Annotated in this window: 17 protein-coding genes; 16 read left to right on the plus strand and 1 reads right to left on the minus strand. The window is 40.9% G+C overall.

Annotated features, from left to right (window positions below; translation table 11 throughout):
- The first annotated feature begins 187 nt into the window (after window positions 1-187).
- From HNQ85_RS02200 to ypjB, 9 genes are all read left to right on the plus strand, one after another.
- On the plus strand, window positions 188-1,102 hold the full coding sequence (locus HNQ85_RS02200) for a hypothetical protein (RefSeq protein ID WP_181535782.1): 915 nt from the start codon (window positions 188-190) through the stop codon (window positions 1,100-1,102).
- Between the two features lie 5 nt (window positions 1,103-1,107).
- Window positions 1,108-2,367, plus strand: a complete 1,260-nt coding sequence (locus HNQ85_RS02205; RefSeq protein WP_181535784.1) for a tetratricopeptide repeat protein — start codon at window positions 1,108-1,110, stop codon at window positions 2,365-2,367.
- 90 nt (window positions 2,368-2,457) lie between these two features.
- Complete coding sequence (locus HNQ85_RS02210) at window positions 2,458-2,994, plus strand: ReoY family proteolytic degradation factor (protein WP_181535786.1); 537 nt, start codon at window positions 2,458-2,460, stop codon at window positions 2,992-2,994.
- An 89-nt stretch (window positions 2,995-3,083) separates the two neighbouring features.
- Window positions 3,084-3,539, plus strand: a complete 456-nt coding sequence (locus HNQ85_RS02215; RefSeq protein WP_181535788.1) for a DUF2487 family protein — start codon at window positions 3,084-3,086, stop codon at window positions 3,537-3,539.
- A gap of 146 nt (window positions 3,540-3,685) precedes the next feature.
- Window positions 3,686-4,195, plus strand: a complete 510-nt coding sequence (locus HNQ85_RS02220; protein ID WP_181535791.1) for a QcrA and Rieske domain-containing protein — start codon at window positions 3,686-3,688, stop codon at window positions 4,193-4,195.
- Between the two features lie 3 nt (window positions 4,196-4,198).
- Window positions 4,199-4,873 (plus strand): menaquinol-cytochrome c reductase cytochrome b subunit, encoded by a 675-nt coding sequence (qcrB, locus tag HNQ85_RS02225; RefSeq protein ID WP_181535793.1) that lies wholly within the window; start codon window positions 4,199-4,201, stop codon window positions 4,871-4,873.
- Between the two features lie 54 nt (window positions 4,874-4,927).
- Window positions 4,928-5,695, plus strand: a complete 768-nt coding sequence (locus HNQ85_RS02230; RefSeq protein WP_181535795.1) for a menaquinol-cytochrome c reductase cytochrome b/c subunit — start codon at window positions 4,928-4,930, stop codon at window positions 5,693-5,695.
- A gap of 75 nt (window positions 5,696-5,770) precedes the next feature.
- Complete coding sequence (gene lhaT, locus HNQ85_RS02235) at window positions 5,771-6,349, plus strand: lipoprotein heptaprenylglyceryl N-acetyltransferase LhaT (protein WP_181535797.1); 579 nt, start codon at window positions 5,771-5,773, stop codon at window positions 6,347-6,349.
- Between the two features lie 74 nt (window positions 6,350-6,423).
- Window positions 6,424-7,209, plus strand: a complete 786-nt coding sequence (ypjB, locus tag HNQ85_RS02240) for a sporulation protein YpjB (RefSeq protein ID WP_181535798.1) — start codon at window positions 6,424-6,426, stop codon at window positions 7,207-7,209.
- A 115-nt stretch (window positions 7,210-7,324) separates the two neighbouring features.
- Here ypjB and HNQ85_RS02245 read toward each other — a convergent pair whose 3' ends face one another.
- On the minus strand, window positions 7,325-8,194 hold the full coding sequence (locus HNQ85_RS02245; protein WP_181535800.1) for a YitT family protein: 870 nt from the start codon (window positions 8,192-8,194) through the stop codon (window positions 7,325-7,327).
- A 135-nt stretch (window positions 8,195-8,329) separates the two neighbouring features.
- Between HNQ85_RS02245 and HNQ85_RS02250 the strand changes: the two genes are divergently transcribed.
- Genes HNQ85_RS02250 through HNQ85_RS02280 form a run of 7 tightly spaced genes read left to right on the plus strand, consistent with a single transcriptional unit; the run spans window position 8,330 to window position 13,913 of the window.
- The gene (locus HNQ85_RS02250) at window positions 8,330-8,668 is read left to right on the plus strand and encodes a nucleotide pyrophosphohydrolase (RefSeq protein ID WP_181535802.1); all 339 of its coding nucleotides are present in this window, start codon (window positions 8,330-8,332) and stop codon (window positions 8,666-8,668) included.
- 7 nt (window positions 8,669-8,675) lie between these two features.
- Window positions 8,676-9,476: a 4-hydroxy-tetrahydrodipicolinate reductase gene (gene dapB / locus HNQ85_RS02255; protein WP_181535804.1), complete on the plus strand. Its 801-nt coding sequence runs from the start codon at window positions 8,676-8,678 to the stop codon at window positions 9,474-9,476.
- 14 nt (window positions 9,477-9,490) lie between these two features.
- A complete protein-coding gene (mgsA, locus tag HNQ85_RS02260; RefSeq protein WP_181535806.1) occupies window positions 9,491-9,901 on the plus strand; it encodes a methylglyoxal synthase in 411 nt (136 codons plus the stop codon).
- Window position 9,902: 1 nt separating this feature from the next.
- The gene (bshB1, locus tag HNQ85_RS02265; RefSeq protein WP_181535808.1) at window positions 9,903-10,619 is read left to right on the plus strand and encodes a bacillithiol biosynthesis deacetylase BshB1; all 717 of its coding nucleotides are present in this window, start codon (window positions 9,903-9,905) and stop codon (window positions 10,617-10,619) included.
- Window positions 10,616-11,752, plus strand: coding sequence for an N-acetyl-alpha-D-glucosaminyl L-malate synthase BshA (gene bshA / locus HNQ85_RS02270; RefSeq protein ID WP_181535810.1), 1,137 nt, complete (start codon window positions 10,616-10,618; stop codon window positions 11,750-11,752). The genes bshB1 and bshA overlap by 4 nt, the downstream gene beginning before the upstream one ends.
- Complete coding sequence (locus tag HNQ85_RS02275; protein WP_181535812.1) at window positions 11,749-12,966, plus strand: CCA tRNA nucleotidyltransferase; 1,218 nt, start codon at window positions 11,749-11,751, stop codon at window positions 12,964-12,966. The genes bshA and HNQ85_RS02275 overlap by 4 nt, the downstream gene beginning before the upstream one ends.
- Entirely contained in the window at window positions 12,924-13,913 is a 990-nt protein-coding gene (locus HNQ85_RS02280; protein WP_181535814.1) for a biotin--[acetyl-CoA-carboxylase] ligase, read from the plus strand. Before HNQ85_RS02275 ends, HNQ85_RS02280 begins: the two co-directional genes overlap by 43 nt.
- The last annotated feature ends 103 nt before the right edge of the window (window positions 13,914-14,016 follow it).

The raw sequence follows: 14,016 nt of genomic DNA on the forward strand, positions 1-14,016 counted from the left end.
AAGCAATAATTTTAAAAAAGAGCTATAAAAGACGGTGTAATTTTTCGTGGTTCGCCGACAACCAATATTTTTATTTATCAATACCTCATCTTCAATGATGGGGTATTTTATTATTCTAAAAAACTCATAGTTTTCCCTTTTCCATCATAGCTTGTCTTAAGGATAAATATGATGGGAGGAGATAAACGTGCCATATATCATCGAAAAGGCAAATGTATTAAAAAATAATAAGGTGGAATGTTGTTCGTTAGTGATTGACGATAACCGCATTGATTATATAAGTGAAAAAATCTCCCACTATCACTTCATTCGGATGCCTGCGAACGAATATGTGTTAACAGCGGGACATGTGATGCTTGACTTTTCATTTCAGGAGCAAAGAACATTTGTACAATTTAAACAATATATGCAGCAGCATTTTATTTCCCGCGGCTGTACAACATTGCTTGCTGTCTGCGATGTCCATTATGAAAAGCAATTGCCAAAAGCGCTACAACAATTACGGCAGCAGCTGCTAAACAGCCCGATTGATTATTTTATTGGGGTAAAAATTCCGCTTCGCGTCTTAACACCGTCATTTGTACGGGAATGCAAACGTTGCAAAATTCCGGTTGTCTTTATTGAATTGAACGGGGAGGAAAATTTGGAAAGCGTACCTTGGTACTGGATTTACGAGGCATTATCTCGCTATTTTATTGTCTTTTCTCCGTATTGGAAAAGCGAACAAGCTTTAGTGTTGCAGCAAAAACAATGGAGACAAATTTTAAAGAACCATAAAATTCCGTTTATTCCGTTCTCGTTAAAAGAACGTACACCGCTTTCATTAGAGGTGTTAAAAAAAATCGGCATTTACCCGCAAAAAGGAGATATCCGTATCGGCGGCGAAGTAGATTATAATTTGTATGAATCGATGTCACTAAGCTGTTCAGTTGCCGAAAATCCGATTGTCGATTATGATAATCATGTTCCGACGATTACCGTTCATAAAGGGAGATTGTTGAAAGCAGGAGAGCAAATTTATTTTTATCCCGGTTTTGGCAAAGAACTTGTGGTTCGTGCCCCGGGAATGTTTACAGCATATTTTGATGAAAGAAAGGGTTAGCGAGAATGATGCAGATTGAGAAACTCGTTCGTCTTGTTGAAAACGGAGAAATTGAAAAAGCTCTTGCATTAATACCGAAAGTAAAAGCAGAATGCAGCGATGAAGAAAAATATATGTTAGCGGAACATCTTTTTTCATGGGGGCTCCTTCCAGAAGCACGTGATATTCTTGAAGAGCTGTCTTACCGTTATCCTGATGAAGGAGATATTTTATTATTTTTAGCAGAAGTTTATACGGAACTTGACGAAGAAGAAAAAGCGATTAATATTTTAGCAGAAATTGATGAAAACGATCCGACTTATCCTCGTGCCTGCCTTCTTGCCGCTGACCTTTATCAAATGCAGGGGCTGGACGAGGTAAGCGAACGCAAACTGCTTCTTGCCTATGAAAAACTGCCGAATGAGCCAATTATTCAATTTGCTCTTGGAGAATTTTATTTAACAAAAGGAGAATACCAAAAGAGCGTTGAATTTTATAAAAAGGTATTAGAAAAAGAAACGACGCTTGCCGGCACCTCTATTCCACAGCGGCTCGCAGAAGCATTAAGTTTATCTGGCCAGTTTGAGGAAGCGCTTCCGTATTATGAAGAAGCATTGAACGAAAAGCTGGAAATTCATACGCTGTTTGGCTATGGATTTACTGCTTTTCAAGCTGGCTATTACCAAACGGCGATTGAAAAGCTGAAAGAACTAAAAGAATTAGATGCAGAATATATCCCATTGTATTTATATTTGGCAAAAGCATATGAGCATGAGGGCGATTTGCAAAAAAGCTATGAAACAGTAAAAGAAGGCCTGAAAGTGGATGAATGGAATAAAGAATTGTTGTTGTATGCAGGCAAAATTGCGCTGAAACTTGGAAAGCCGGATGAAGCAGAAGAACATCTACGTGCAGCGGTTAACGTCGATCCGGGATATATAGAAGCGCTCTTGACATTGACGAAGCTACTCTTGCATGAAGAACGCTACGAAGATGTCGTCGCTTGTATCGAAGAAGCGATGAAGCAAGGGGAGTACGACCCACAGTTTGAATGGGATTTAGCGCGGGCAAAACATCAATTAGAAATGTATTCCGATGCATTAAAACATTACCAAGAAGCATATACTTTCTTTAAGAACGAAGTCGACTTTCTTGAGGAATATGCGTATTTTCTTATCGAGGAAGGAAATCGCAAAACAGCGAAGCAATTGTTTGAGCAAATTTTACAAATTGACCCGACCCATACAGAAGCAGCGGAAATGGTTCTTCAACTGGAAGAAGAATGAAAAAAGCGGTTGCAGGCATTGGAAAAATCGAAGTCTAATAGTCAAAGCATATACCTCTTTCTTATTGAAAATATAGAGGAGGGAAGCGGATTGACAACTCATGTATCCGTAAATGAAAAAAAAGAATTTATCCGCTGGTTTTTGAGCAATTACCAGCTGAAAAGGCGCGAATGTGTTTGGATTTTGAACTATTTAATGAGCCATGATCAATTGATGAAAAAAGTGCACTTTGTGGAAAAAGCGCAATATTGCCCGCGCGGAATGATTATGTCGACGCATTGTGTCGATGATGTGCCGTTTCGTTTTTATAAGGAAAATGTCATGACGACCGACGCGGAAAAGTCATTCCATGATATCCGATTAAATCGGGATGAGGATATCTACATTCAACTGAACTTTCGAGCTTCCTTCCATTCTCCACAATATGTAGCTGTGCTGGAAGAAAATCCGTATATCCCGAAACATTTACAAGTTAATGAGAAAGACCAAATTTTGGCGGAACAATTTTTAGAGAAATCGATACAAAACTTTCAAAGGGAACAGCTGATGAAATTAATTGATGAAGCGCTGGACAGAGGCGATGAGCAGGAATTTAAGCGTTTGACGGATCAATTGAAACGTCTATAAACCTTGCGTATGGTAGCAAGGTTTTTCTTTTTTATGTTAAATATGATATTGTTGAGATGAAATTTACTTAATAAGAGGAGAGAACGGACGTGAAATGGACAGTTAAAGATGTTGAAGTTTATTTGCAAGAAAAAGAATATGTGGATACGGCAGTGATTCCGCTCATCCCACTAACATTGGAAAAAAACGTAAAGTCTATCGTTTCGATGGGAGAGTTTGTGCAAATCATCGTAAACGAGCTTGAAAGACAGTTTAAAGGAAGAGTATTTTTATTCCCGCCTTTTACATATTTCACATCAGAAAACATGGAAGAAAAAACGAAGCGGATTGCCGATTGGACAGACGAGTTAATAGCGAACGGGATGAAGCATATTTTTTACGTGACGTCCGATACGGAGTGGAAAGCAGGAGAAGCGAATTTACCGGGTACGCTTCTTTGGCTGCCATCGATTCCGCTTGAACATATGGACGAAAAATATAAACAGCAAATTGTAACAGATCAAACTTCGCAACTGATGAATTTATTGATTGCGAAGTGGTCATAAGCCAAAATTGTCATAATGTGATAGCGGTTACAGCAAGGAGAATATTGACCTTGTCGACTTCTTGATATATCATTAGGATGTCCTAGTTTTATATGTGTTATGCTATTGTCCGGATGGACTTAACTTTGTATAGAGGGGGGAAAACAATGAGCGATAATAAGCATCGGGTTTCTAGACGTCAATTTTTAAACTACACCTTAACTGGCGTTGGCGGATTTATGGCTGCGGGGATGTTAATGCCAATGGTACGCTTCGCATTGGATCCAGTTTTAAAGGGCGAAGCGGGCGGTGAGATGGTTGCTGTTGCACAGGTGAAAGATATTACAACAGAACCAAAACGCTTCGACTTTAAAGTAAAAGTAAAAGATGCGTGGTATGAATCTGAAGAGCCAAGATCTGCATGGGTGTACAAAGATGACAAGGGAGAAATTGTGGCACTTTCTCCGGTGTGTAAACATTTAGGGTGTACAGTCAACTGGAACGGTGATAAGGAACATCCAAATCAATTTTTCTGTCCATGTCACTATGGTCGTTATGAAAAGGATGGTACAAACGTTCCAGGAACGCCGCCTATACATCCATTAGACCGTTATGAACTAAAAGTGAAAGACGGTACGTTATACTTAGGTAAAGCGAAACCACGAGGGGAGGCGTAATACGTGTTAAATAAGATTTATGATTGGGTTGACGAACGTTTAGATATTACGCCTTTGTGGCGGGATATCGCTGACCATGAAGTTCCGGAACATGTTAACCCTGCACATCATTTTTCGGCATTCGTTTACTGTTTTGGCGGATTAACGTTCTTCGTTACAGTCATCCAGATTTTATCTGGTATGTTTTTAACGATGTACTATGTTCCGGATATTAAAAACGCATGGGAGTCCGTTTATTACTTACAAAACGAAGTAGCATTCGGACAAATCGTGCGCGGTATGCACCATTGGGGAGCAAGTCTTGTTATTGTAATGATGTTTTTACATACGTTGCGTGTCTTCTTCCAAGGCGCATACAAAAAACCACGTGAGTTAAACTGGATTGTTGGTGTACTAATTTTCATGGTAATGATGGGACTTGGTTTCACTGGTTACCTATTACCATGGGATATGAAAGCGCTATTCGCGACGAAAGTAGGTTTGCAAATTGCTGAAGCGACACCTGTGATTGGTACAGCAGTTAAAACATTATTAGCTGGTCATCCTGAAATCGTCGGTGCGCAAACATTAACGCGTTTCTTTGCGATTCACGTGTTTTTCTTACCAGCTGCATTGCTTGGATTGATGGCAGCTCACTTCTTAATGATTCGTAAACAAGGTATTTCTGGTCCACTGTAAAAATTACGATGCACAATGTGCGTTAGCCTATGAGAAAAAGGAGGGGGACATGAAATGCATCGCGGAAAAGGGATGAAATTTGTCGGCGACTCCCGTGTTCCTGCAGAGAGAAAGCCGAATATTCCAAAGGATTATTCGGAATATCCTGGGAAGACGGAAGCGTTTTGGCCGAACTTCTTATTAAAAGAATGGATGGTAGGTTCCGTATTTTTAATCGGTTTCTTATGCTTAACGGTAGCCCATCCATCACCATTAGAGCGTATCGCTGACCCAACGGATACGTCTTACGTTCCGCTTCCAGACTGGTATTTCTTATTCTTATATCAATTACTAAAATATTCGTACGCATCAGGTCCTTACACAGTCATTGGTGCGATTGTCATGCCAGGTCTTGCGTTTGGTGCGTTACTCTTAGCGCCGTTCTTAGATCGCGGACCAGAACGCCGTCCAATGAAGCGTCCTGTCGCGGTTGGAATGATGCTTTTAACTTTGGCGGCGATGATTTTCTTAACTTGGGAATCTGTCGTTACTCATGACTGGGAAGCGGCGGCTGAACAAGGTAAGATTCGTGCGGAAGTGGAAATTGATAAAAACGCAGAAGGCTACAAAATTGCGCAAACGAATACATGTACAACGTGCCACGGTGAAAACCTATCTGGAGGAGCGGCAGCACCATCGCTTGTCGGTACAGGCTTAAGTGCTGAGGAAGTAGCGAAGATCGCCAAAGAAGGAAAAGGCAACATGCCACCTGGTGTCTTCAAAGGTACAGACGAAGAGTTAAAGAAACTTGCAGAATTTATTGCAGGTTTGAAAGCGGAATAATCATACAAAAAGCTGGCTAGCCCATAGTCAGCTTTTTTGTTTACTTCTGTATACTATTGGGAAAGTTGGTGAAATATGAGATTCGTCTTTTCGATGCTCATGCATCGCTCTATTTTATGGATTTTGCTTATTATTAACATATTGGGAACGATTTATGGATACATATGGTACGGCAGTCAACTATCAGAAACTCCGCCACAGTTTCTGTTATTTGTACCGGACAGCCCGACGGCAAGTTTATTTTTTATTTTTGTGCTCATTGCGTTTTTATTAGGGAAAAATTGGCCGCTGTTGGAGGCGCTGGCAATTGTGACTCTGTTTAAATACGGAATATGGGCTGTCGTTATGAATATATTAGTTTGGAAAGTGACAGGAACCATTGATCCTATTGCTTGGATGTTAATTTTGTCGCACGCGGCAATGGCTATTGAGGGAATTTTATATGCCCCGTTTTATCGCATCAAACCGTGGCATTTAGCGTTTGTTGCAATTTGGACGCTGCACAATGATGTGATTGACTATGTGTTTCGGATGTTGCCGCGATACAGCATGCTTGACCAATACATTCCGGAAATAGGTTATTTCACATTTTGGCTGAGCATTGTTTCGATTGGAATTACATATTTTCTTTGTGTTAGACCTAAACGCAGCTGAGCCCCATTAAAATAATGGTCTACTCTTGTCCACCTCTTCATACATTGTTAGTAGGTAGCGGAGGAGGGACAAGGATGAAGAAAAAAATCTTCATATTCATCATGATTTTTATGATGTTATTTCCATATGTTGCATCTTCACAAACAACGGATGAATGGAAAAAGCTTGATCAAATTTCTGATGAGGCGCTGCAGCTGGCCAAAAACAAAAGATTTGAAGAGGCAAAACAAGTATTAGCACATTTTTCTGAGGAGTTTTTTAAGCTCAATGCCCGTGAACGATTAAAGTCAATGGATGAACTCCGTGTGATTACAGTCACTCATGAAAGTGCATTAAAAACAGTAACAGCTTCAACTTTACCAGCTGAAGAGCGGGTTGAGCGTGTTACTCGCTTTCGTCTTGTTATTGATGCGGTTCGTTCTGATCATCAACCGCTTTGGTCAGAAATGGAACACTCAATTATGGACGCATTTTATCGAATGAAAAAAGCGGTTGAAAATGGGAACATGCAAGCATTTCAATCATCGTTTCAGCAGTTTTTAAATCAATATGAGATGATAGAACCGAGTGTAAAAATTGATGTTACGCCTGAGCGATTTAAACGTGTTGATGCCAATATAGAACTGTTAGAGGCGCCGGCGTTTTCTCAGCTTAGCTCTGATGGCCAGATGAAACAACTCCTCCAGATGGAACAAGACTTGCAGGCGCTATTTGACGATGTGAAAAAAGATGAAGCTGACCCATCATTATGGTGGGTGATTATTTCAACAGGAAGCATCATCATTTTAACATTAAGTTATGTTGGCTGGAGAAAATATAGAGGGGAAAAAGAACAGAACAAATTACACGAAAAAGAATAAGAGAGGCTGTCCCATAAGTGTCTGACCTCACGCCAGTCGTACTTATCAAGTGTAATGTACGATAGATTGCGGTTGTGATGTCCGACACTTTGCCTTTGAGACGGCCTCTGTTTGTTTAAGGTTCGATCGGACGTTTATTTTCATCTAAAGTGAAACCTTCTCCCAATACATCATGCACGTCGCTCACGGCAACGAAAGCGTGTGGATCGACGGACGTAATGACGTTTTTTAAGCGGGAAAGTTCATTTTTCGCAATGACGCAATAAAGGACATCGCGTTCACGCTTTGTGTAAGAACCTTGTCCTTTTAATATCGTCACGCCACGGTCCATTTCATTCATAATTTTTTCAGCGATCTCACTGCTTTTTTCAGAAATAATTGTCGCACCCTTTGCTGCATAACCGCTATCCTGCATAAAATCAATGACACGGGCAGCTACAAATACAGCAACGAGCGTATACATTGCCTCGCGGTAGGAAAGGTATAAAATCAAGGATAACGTAATGACAACCGCATCAAACACAAACATTGTCTTGCCCATGCTAATGCCTTTATATTTGTACACGAGCCTTGCAATAATATCGACACCGCCAGTCGTTCCGCCGTAACGGAAAATGATACCTAGGCCGATTCCAATGAACACGCCGGCAAATAGCGCTGCTAGTGTTAAATCGTGTTTTAAAGGCATATGAATCGCATAGCGTTGGAAGATCCAGAGAAAAACAGATAAGCTGACTGTGCCAATAATGGTATATAAAAAGGCATTACGGCCTAGCAATCTCCAACCGATAAGAAACAGTGGAATATTCAATGCTAAATTGGTATAGGAAGGATCCCATTTGAACAAGAAATAAAGAAGAAGTGTAATTCCGGTAAAGCCGCCTTCTGCTAAGTTGTTTTGCATATTAAAATGAACGAGACCAAAGGCAAAAATCGCAGCACCAAGTAAAATAAACAAAATGTTTTTTATTTTTAATCCGAACATAAAGCCCTCCTTGTATATGAAGAATAGTCGGCGACCTTAATTATAGAGGAAGTTATCTTTGCAAGCAATGAACGTAGAAAATATTTGTCAAAATCGCTCGTTTTGGCTAACATGAAAGAATGAGAGGTGACGTAGATGTCAGAAAAAACGATGAGACAATTGCAGGAAGAAGTCGATGCATATATCAGTCAATTTAAAGAGGGCTATTTCAGCCCGCTTGCAATGCTGGCAAGGATGACAGAAGAATTAGGGGAATTAGCCCGGGAAATTAATCATTATTATGGAGAAAAACCGAAAAAAAAATCAGAAAAAGAAAAAACGATTGAAGAAGAAATGGGAGATTTATTATTTGTACTTATTTGTTTTGCCAACTCCCTTAATATCGACCTTCAACAAGCTCATGATTTAGTGATGGAAAAATTTCATACAAGAGATAAAAATCGTTGGACAAGAAAAGAAGAAGCAAAGGAGTAGACGACCTATGAAAACAATCAACGTTGTTGTGGCCGGTCCGCGCGGAAGAATGGGGCGGGAAGCAGTATCATTAGTACATAATACGGAACATTTTCAGCTAGTGGCAGTGATTGACCGTATGAACGATGGAAAAAGTCTTTCTTCTGTAGACGGATTTACCGGAATAGATGTTCCTATTTATACGGACGCTGAGCGCTGTTTTCAAGAAGTAAAGCCGGATGTATTAATTGACTTAACCACTCCGGAAGTTGGAAAAAAGCATGCGGAATTAGCATTGCATTACGGTGTTCGTCCAGTCGTCGGTACAACAGGATTTACAAAAGAAGATTTAGCACGATTAACCGAGTTAGCAGAAGGTAAAGGAATTGGTGCCGTTATCGCGCCAAACTTTGCTGTTGGCGCCATTTTAATGATGAAATTTGCACAAATGGCAGCCAAATATTTCACCGATGTTGAGATTATTGAGCTTCACCATGACCAAAAATTAGACGCTCCATCAGGTACAGCGGTGAAAACAGCGGAACTCATTTCCATGGTAAGACCTTCAAAAAAGCAGGGACATCCAGAAGAAAAAGAAACACTGCAAGGCGCAAGAGGTGCGACATATGATGGGATTCCAATTCATAGCGTGCGTCTACCGGGACTTATTGCCCATCAAGAAGTCATTTTCGGCGGAAATGGACAAGCGTTAACGATTCGACATGATTCATTTAATCGGGCATCGTTTATGTCAGGGGTTAAACTTTCAGTGGAGACAGTGATGAAATTAAATACGCTTGTCTATGGATTGGAAAATATTATTGAATGATAGGAGAGAAAAGCATGAAGATCGCCCTCATTGCGCATGACAAAAAGAAGGCGGATATGATTCAGTTCGCCATTGCTTATCAAGCGATTTTGGAAAAACATGAATTATATGCGACGGGAACGACAGGCTTGCGCATTCATGAAGCGACAGGCTTGCCGATCCATCGCTTTCAGTCTGGACCGCTTGGAGGCGATCAAGAAATTGGAGCAATGATTGCGCAAAATAAGATGGATATGGTCATCTTTTTCCGCGATCCGCTCACCGCGCAGCCGCATGAGCCAGATGTGAGCGCATTAATTCGTCTATGTGATGTATACTCCATTCCGCTTGCAACGAACATGGGAACAGCGGAAATATTAATCAAGGGCTTAGAACGTGGCGATTTCGCGTGGCGAAAAATTATCAATGAAAAACAAGGTGAATAACATGAACGATCGTTCATTACATATATTAGCATTTGGTGCTCATCCGGATGATGTCGAAATCGGGATGGGCGGCACGATTGCAAAATACGCGCGCAAAGGCTATAAAATCGGTATTTGTGATTTAACATTGGCGGAACTTTCATCGAATGGAACAGTCGAATTGCGGCAGCAAGAAGCAAAGGAAGCTGCTCATATATTAGGGGTGACAGAGAGAGTAAATCTGCGGCTTCCGGATCGTAGCTTGCTAAAAAATGAGGCATACATTCATAAAATTGTTTCGGTTATTCGCGAGTATCGTCCAAGCATCGTATTTGCCCCTTATTGGGTGGATCGTCATCCGGATCATGGAAATTGTGCGTCGCTTGTCGAAGAAGCGGTGTTTTCTGCTGCGATTCGACGTTATGAAGATGAAAGAAATTTACCGGCTCATCGCGTCAAGTCCCTATATTTTTACATGATTAACGGTTTTCATCAGCCAAGTTTTCTCATCGATATAAGTGATACGATCGAACTGAAATTAGCCAGTTTGCGTGCATATAAAAGCCAATTTGAGAAAACAGCTGGTTCAGTGGATACACCGCTGACAAATGGTTATATCGAAACAGTAGAAAGTCGTGAGCGGTTATTCGGTAAAGAAGCAGGTGTTCCGTTCGCTGAAGGATTTATTTCCAAAAAACCGATTTTAATTTCACATGATTTATTAGGAGAGATGAAATGAAACTAAAAATTGGCATTGTCTGTTATCCAACTGTTGGCGGCTCTGGTGTCGTTGCCACAGAATTAGGAAAACTCCTTGCTGAACGGGGACATGAAATTCACTTTATTTCATCAAGCGTGCCGTTTCGTTTAAATAAAGTGTACAGCAATATTTACTATCATGAAGTGAGCGTCAATCAATATTCTGTATTTCAATACCCGCCGTATGATTTAGCGCTCTCAAGCAAAATCGCAGAGGTAGCAAAGCGAGAGAAATTGGATTTATTGCACGTTCATTATGCAGTGCCTCATGCGGTTTGTGCCGTGCTCGCCAAGCAAATGGTGGGAGAACATCTCAAGATTGTGACAACATTGCATGGAACAGATATTACGGTACTCGGCTATGACCCTTCATTGAGCGAAATCATAAAGTTTGGAATTGAACAATCTGATATCGTGACAGCTGTATCCAATGCGCTTGTGCAGCAAACGTATGAACTTCTTGATGTCAATAAAGAAATTGAAACGGTTTATAATTTTGTTGATGAGCGCGTTTATCGCAAAAAAGATGTTCATGATTTGAAAAAACAATACGGCATTCGTCCTGAAGAAAAAGTCGTGATTCACGTTTCAAATTTTCGTCATGTCAAACGCGTCCCGGATATTGTAAAGGTGTTTAACCTTATTCAGAAAGAAATTCCGGCGAAGCTTCTTCTTGTCGGTGACGGGCCGGAAATGACTGTTGTTTGCCGCCTCGTGAAAGAGCTAGGATTAAAAGAAAAAGTATTATTTTTAGGAAAGCAGGAAAATCTTGAAGAATTGTATTCCTTTAGTGATGTAAAACTTCTTTTATCAGAAAAAGAAAGTTTCGGCCTCGTTTTATTAGAAGCGATGGCATGCGGTGTTCCGTGTGTCGGAACGAAAATAGGAGGAATCCCCGAAGTGATCGAGGATGGAAAAACAGGGTATCTTTGCAAATTAGGAGCTATTGAAGAAGCAGCAGAAAAAACGTTGCGCATTTTGAAGGATTCTCAGCTTCATGCCTATATGGCGGACGAGGCGCTAAAAAAAGTATACGAAAAATTTCATTCAGAACGAATTGTATCGCAGTACGAATGGATTTATCATCGTGTTATTGAAGGTGTGAAGCCATGAAACAACCTTTTGCCAAAGCGTTACATATTATCAAACAATTGAAAGCACATGGTCATGATGCTTATTTTGTCGGTGGGGCGGTACGCGATTTTTTACTGCGCCGCCCGATTGGTGATGTTGATATTGCTACTTCGGCGCTTCCCGAAGAAGTGATGCGCATTTTTCCAAAAACGATCGGCGTCGGAGTGGAACATGGCACTGTCATGGTTCTCCATGAAGGAACTTCGTATGAAGTAACCACGTTTCGCACAGAAGGAAAGTATGAAGATTATCGCCGCCCTCAATCAGTGACATTTGTCCGCTCGCTTCATGAAGATTTAAAACGGCGAGATTTTACGATGAACGCCATCGCTATGGATGAGCATGGACAAATGATTGATCCGTTTGCCGGGCAGGAAGCGATACAAATGAAAATCATCCGAACAGTTGGAGACGCTAAGGAGCGGTTTTCTGAAGATGCGCTCCGCATGATGCGGGCTCTTCGATTTGTCAGCCAGCTCGGATTTTATTTAAGTGAAGAAACAAAAGAAGCGATTCAAGAGCTTGCTCCGCTTCTTGCCCACATTTCTGTTGAGCGGATCACCGTTGAGTTTGAAAAATTATTGCAAGGTGCCTATAGTCAAGAAGCGCTTTCGTTATTAGTGGAAACGAATTTATATAAGTACATGCCGGGGCTTTGCGAAAAACGAGCACAACTTGAACAGCTTGCCGCACATAATTGGACGCTCTTAACGGAACGGGCTGAATACTGGGGACTGTTTGCTTATTTGCTCGATGTGCAGCAAACATTAATTCCATTTTTGCGCCTTTGGAAGCTGCCGAACCAACTCATAAAAGATGTACAAGCGATTCTAAATATCTTAGGAGAAATTAAACAAAACAATGATTGGACAAAAGAGAAGCTGTATCGATACGGTTTAACGCATGCTTTGTCTGCGGAAAAAATTCGTTCTTTGTTAAGTGGAGAAAAAATCGACATCAACATGGCGAAGCTAAGGCAGCTTTTTGATTCGCTTCCTATTAAAGAGCGAAAGGAGTTAGCCATTAACGGAAACGATTTAATGAGATGGTTTAATAAACGAGGCGGACCTTGGGTGGCGGAAATGCTGACGCTTGTTGAAAATGCCATTATTTCTGGGGAAATTGAAAATAATGATGAGCAAATAAAGGAGTGGCTGGCGCAGTGCAATCGGAAACTCGAAGAAAATTATTAGAATTATTTTCACAGGCAAAAGGTGATTTTATTTCCGGACAAAAAATCAGTGAAATATTGGGCTGTTCACGGACAGCAGTATGGAAGCATATTGAAGATTTGCGAAAAGAGGGATTTGAGTTAGAAGCGGTGCGCCGCCTCGGCTACCGCATTACAAAAGCTCCTGATAAAATTACAGCCAATGAAATTCAGTTTGGTTTGCAAACGGAAGTGCTTGGTCGCCACATTTATTATGAAGAAGAAGTGACTTCAACGCAAAAGATTGCCCATAAGCTCGCCTATGAAGGAGCTCCGGAAGGAACGCTTGTTGTCGCAGAACTGCAAACGACAGGGCGTGGGCGATTAGATCGCACTTGGTTTTCCCCAAAGGGGACGGGAATTTGGATGAGTTTGATTTTGCGGCCAGCAATTCCGCCGCAAAAGGCGCCACAGCTTACATTGCTTGCGGCTGTTGCCGTTGCCCAAGGAATCCAGGAAGTGACAGGTCTCTTTCCGGATATTAAATGGCCGAATGATATTTTGATCAATGGCAAAAAGGCCGTCGGTATTTTGACAGAACTTCAAGCAGAATCGGAGCGAATTCATTCGGTCATCATCGGCATTGGCATTAACGTTAATCAGGAGATAGAGCAGTTTCCTGAGGAGATTCAACGAATAGCTACTTCGCTTTCGCTTGAAAAAGGAGAAAAAATCAATCGCGCTGAACTGATTAAAGCGATTTTATTGAAATTCGAAACATTATACCGTCAATATTTACAGCATGGCTTTCTACCAATCAAGCTGCTTTGGGAAGGGTATTCGGTCAGTATCGGCAAGGAAATTATTGCGCACACACCAAACGATAGCATAAAAGGAAAAGCGCTTGGAATTACCGATGAGGGTGTGTTAATGCTTGAAGCAGCTGATGGAGTGATTCATTATATTCATTCTGCCGACATTGAATTATAAAAAATATAGAAAAGTTGTTAGAATTTTGTTACAATAATAAATGGTTATGGGCAGTATCTTGTCGGAACTGCACCTTATTTGTTAGGGAAAATGTATTTAGTAT

This window comes from [Anoxybacillus] calidus, assembly GCF_013760845.1.
Lineage (GTDB): Bacteria > Bacillota > Bacilli > Bacillales > Anoxybacillaceae > Paranoxybacillus > Paranoxybacillus calidus.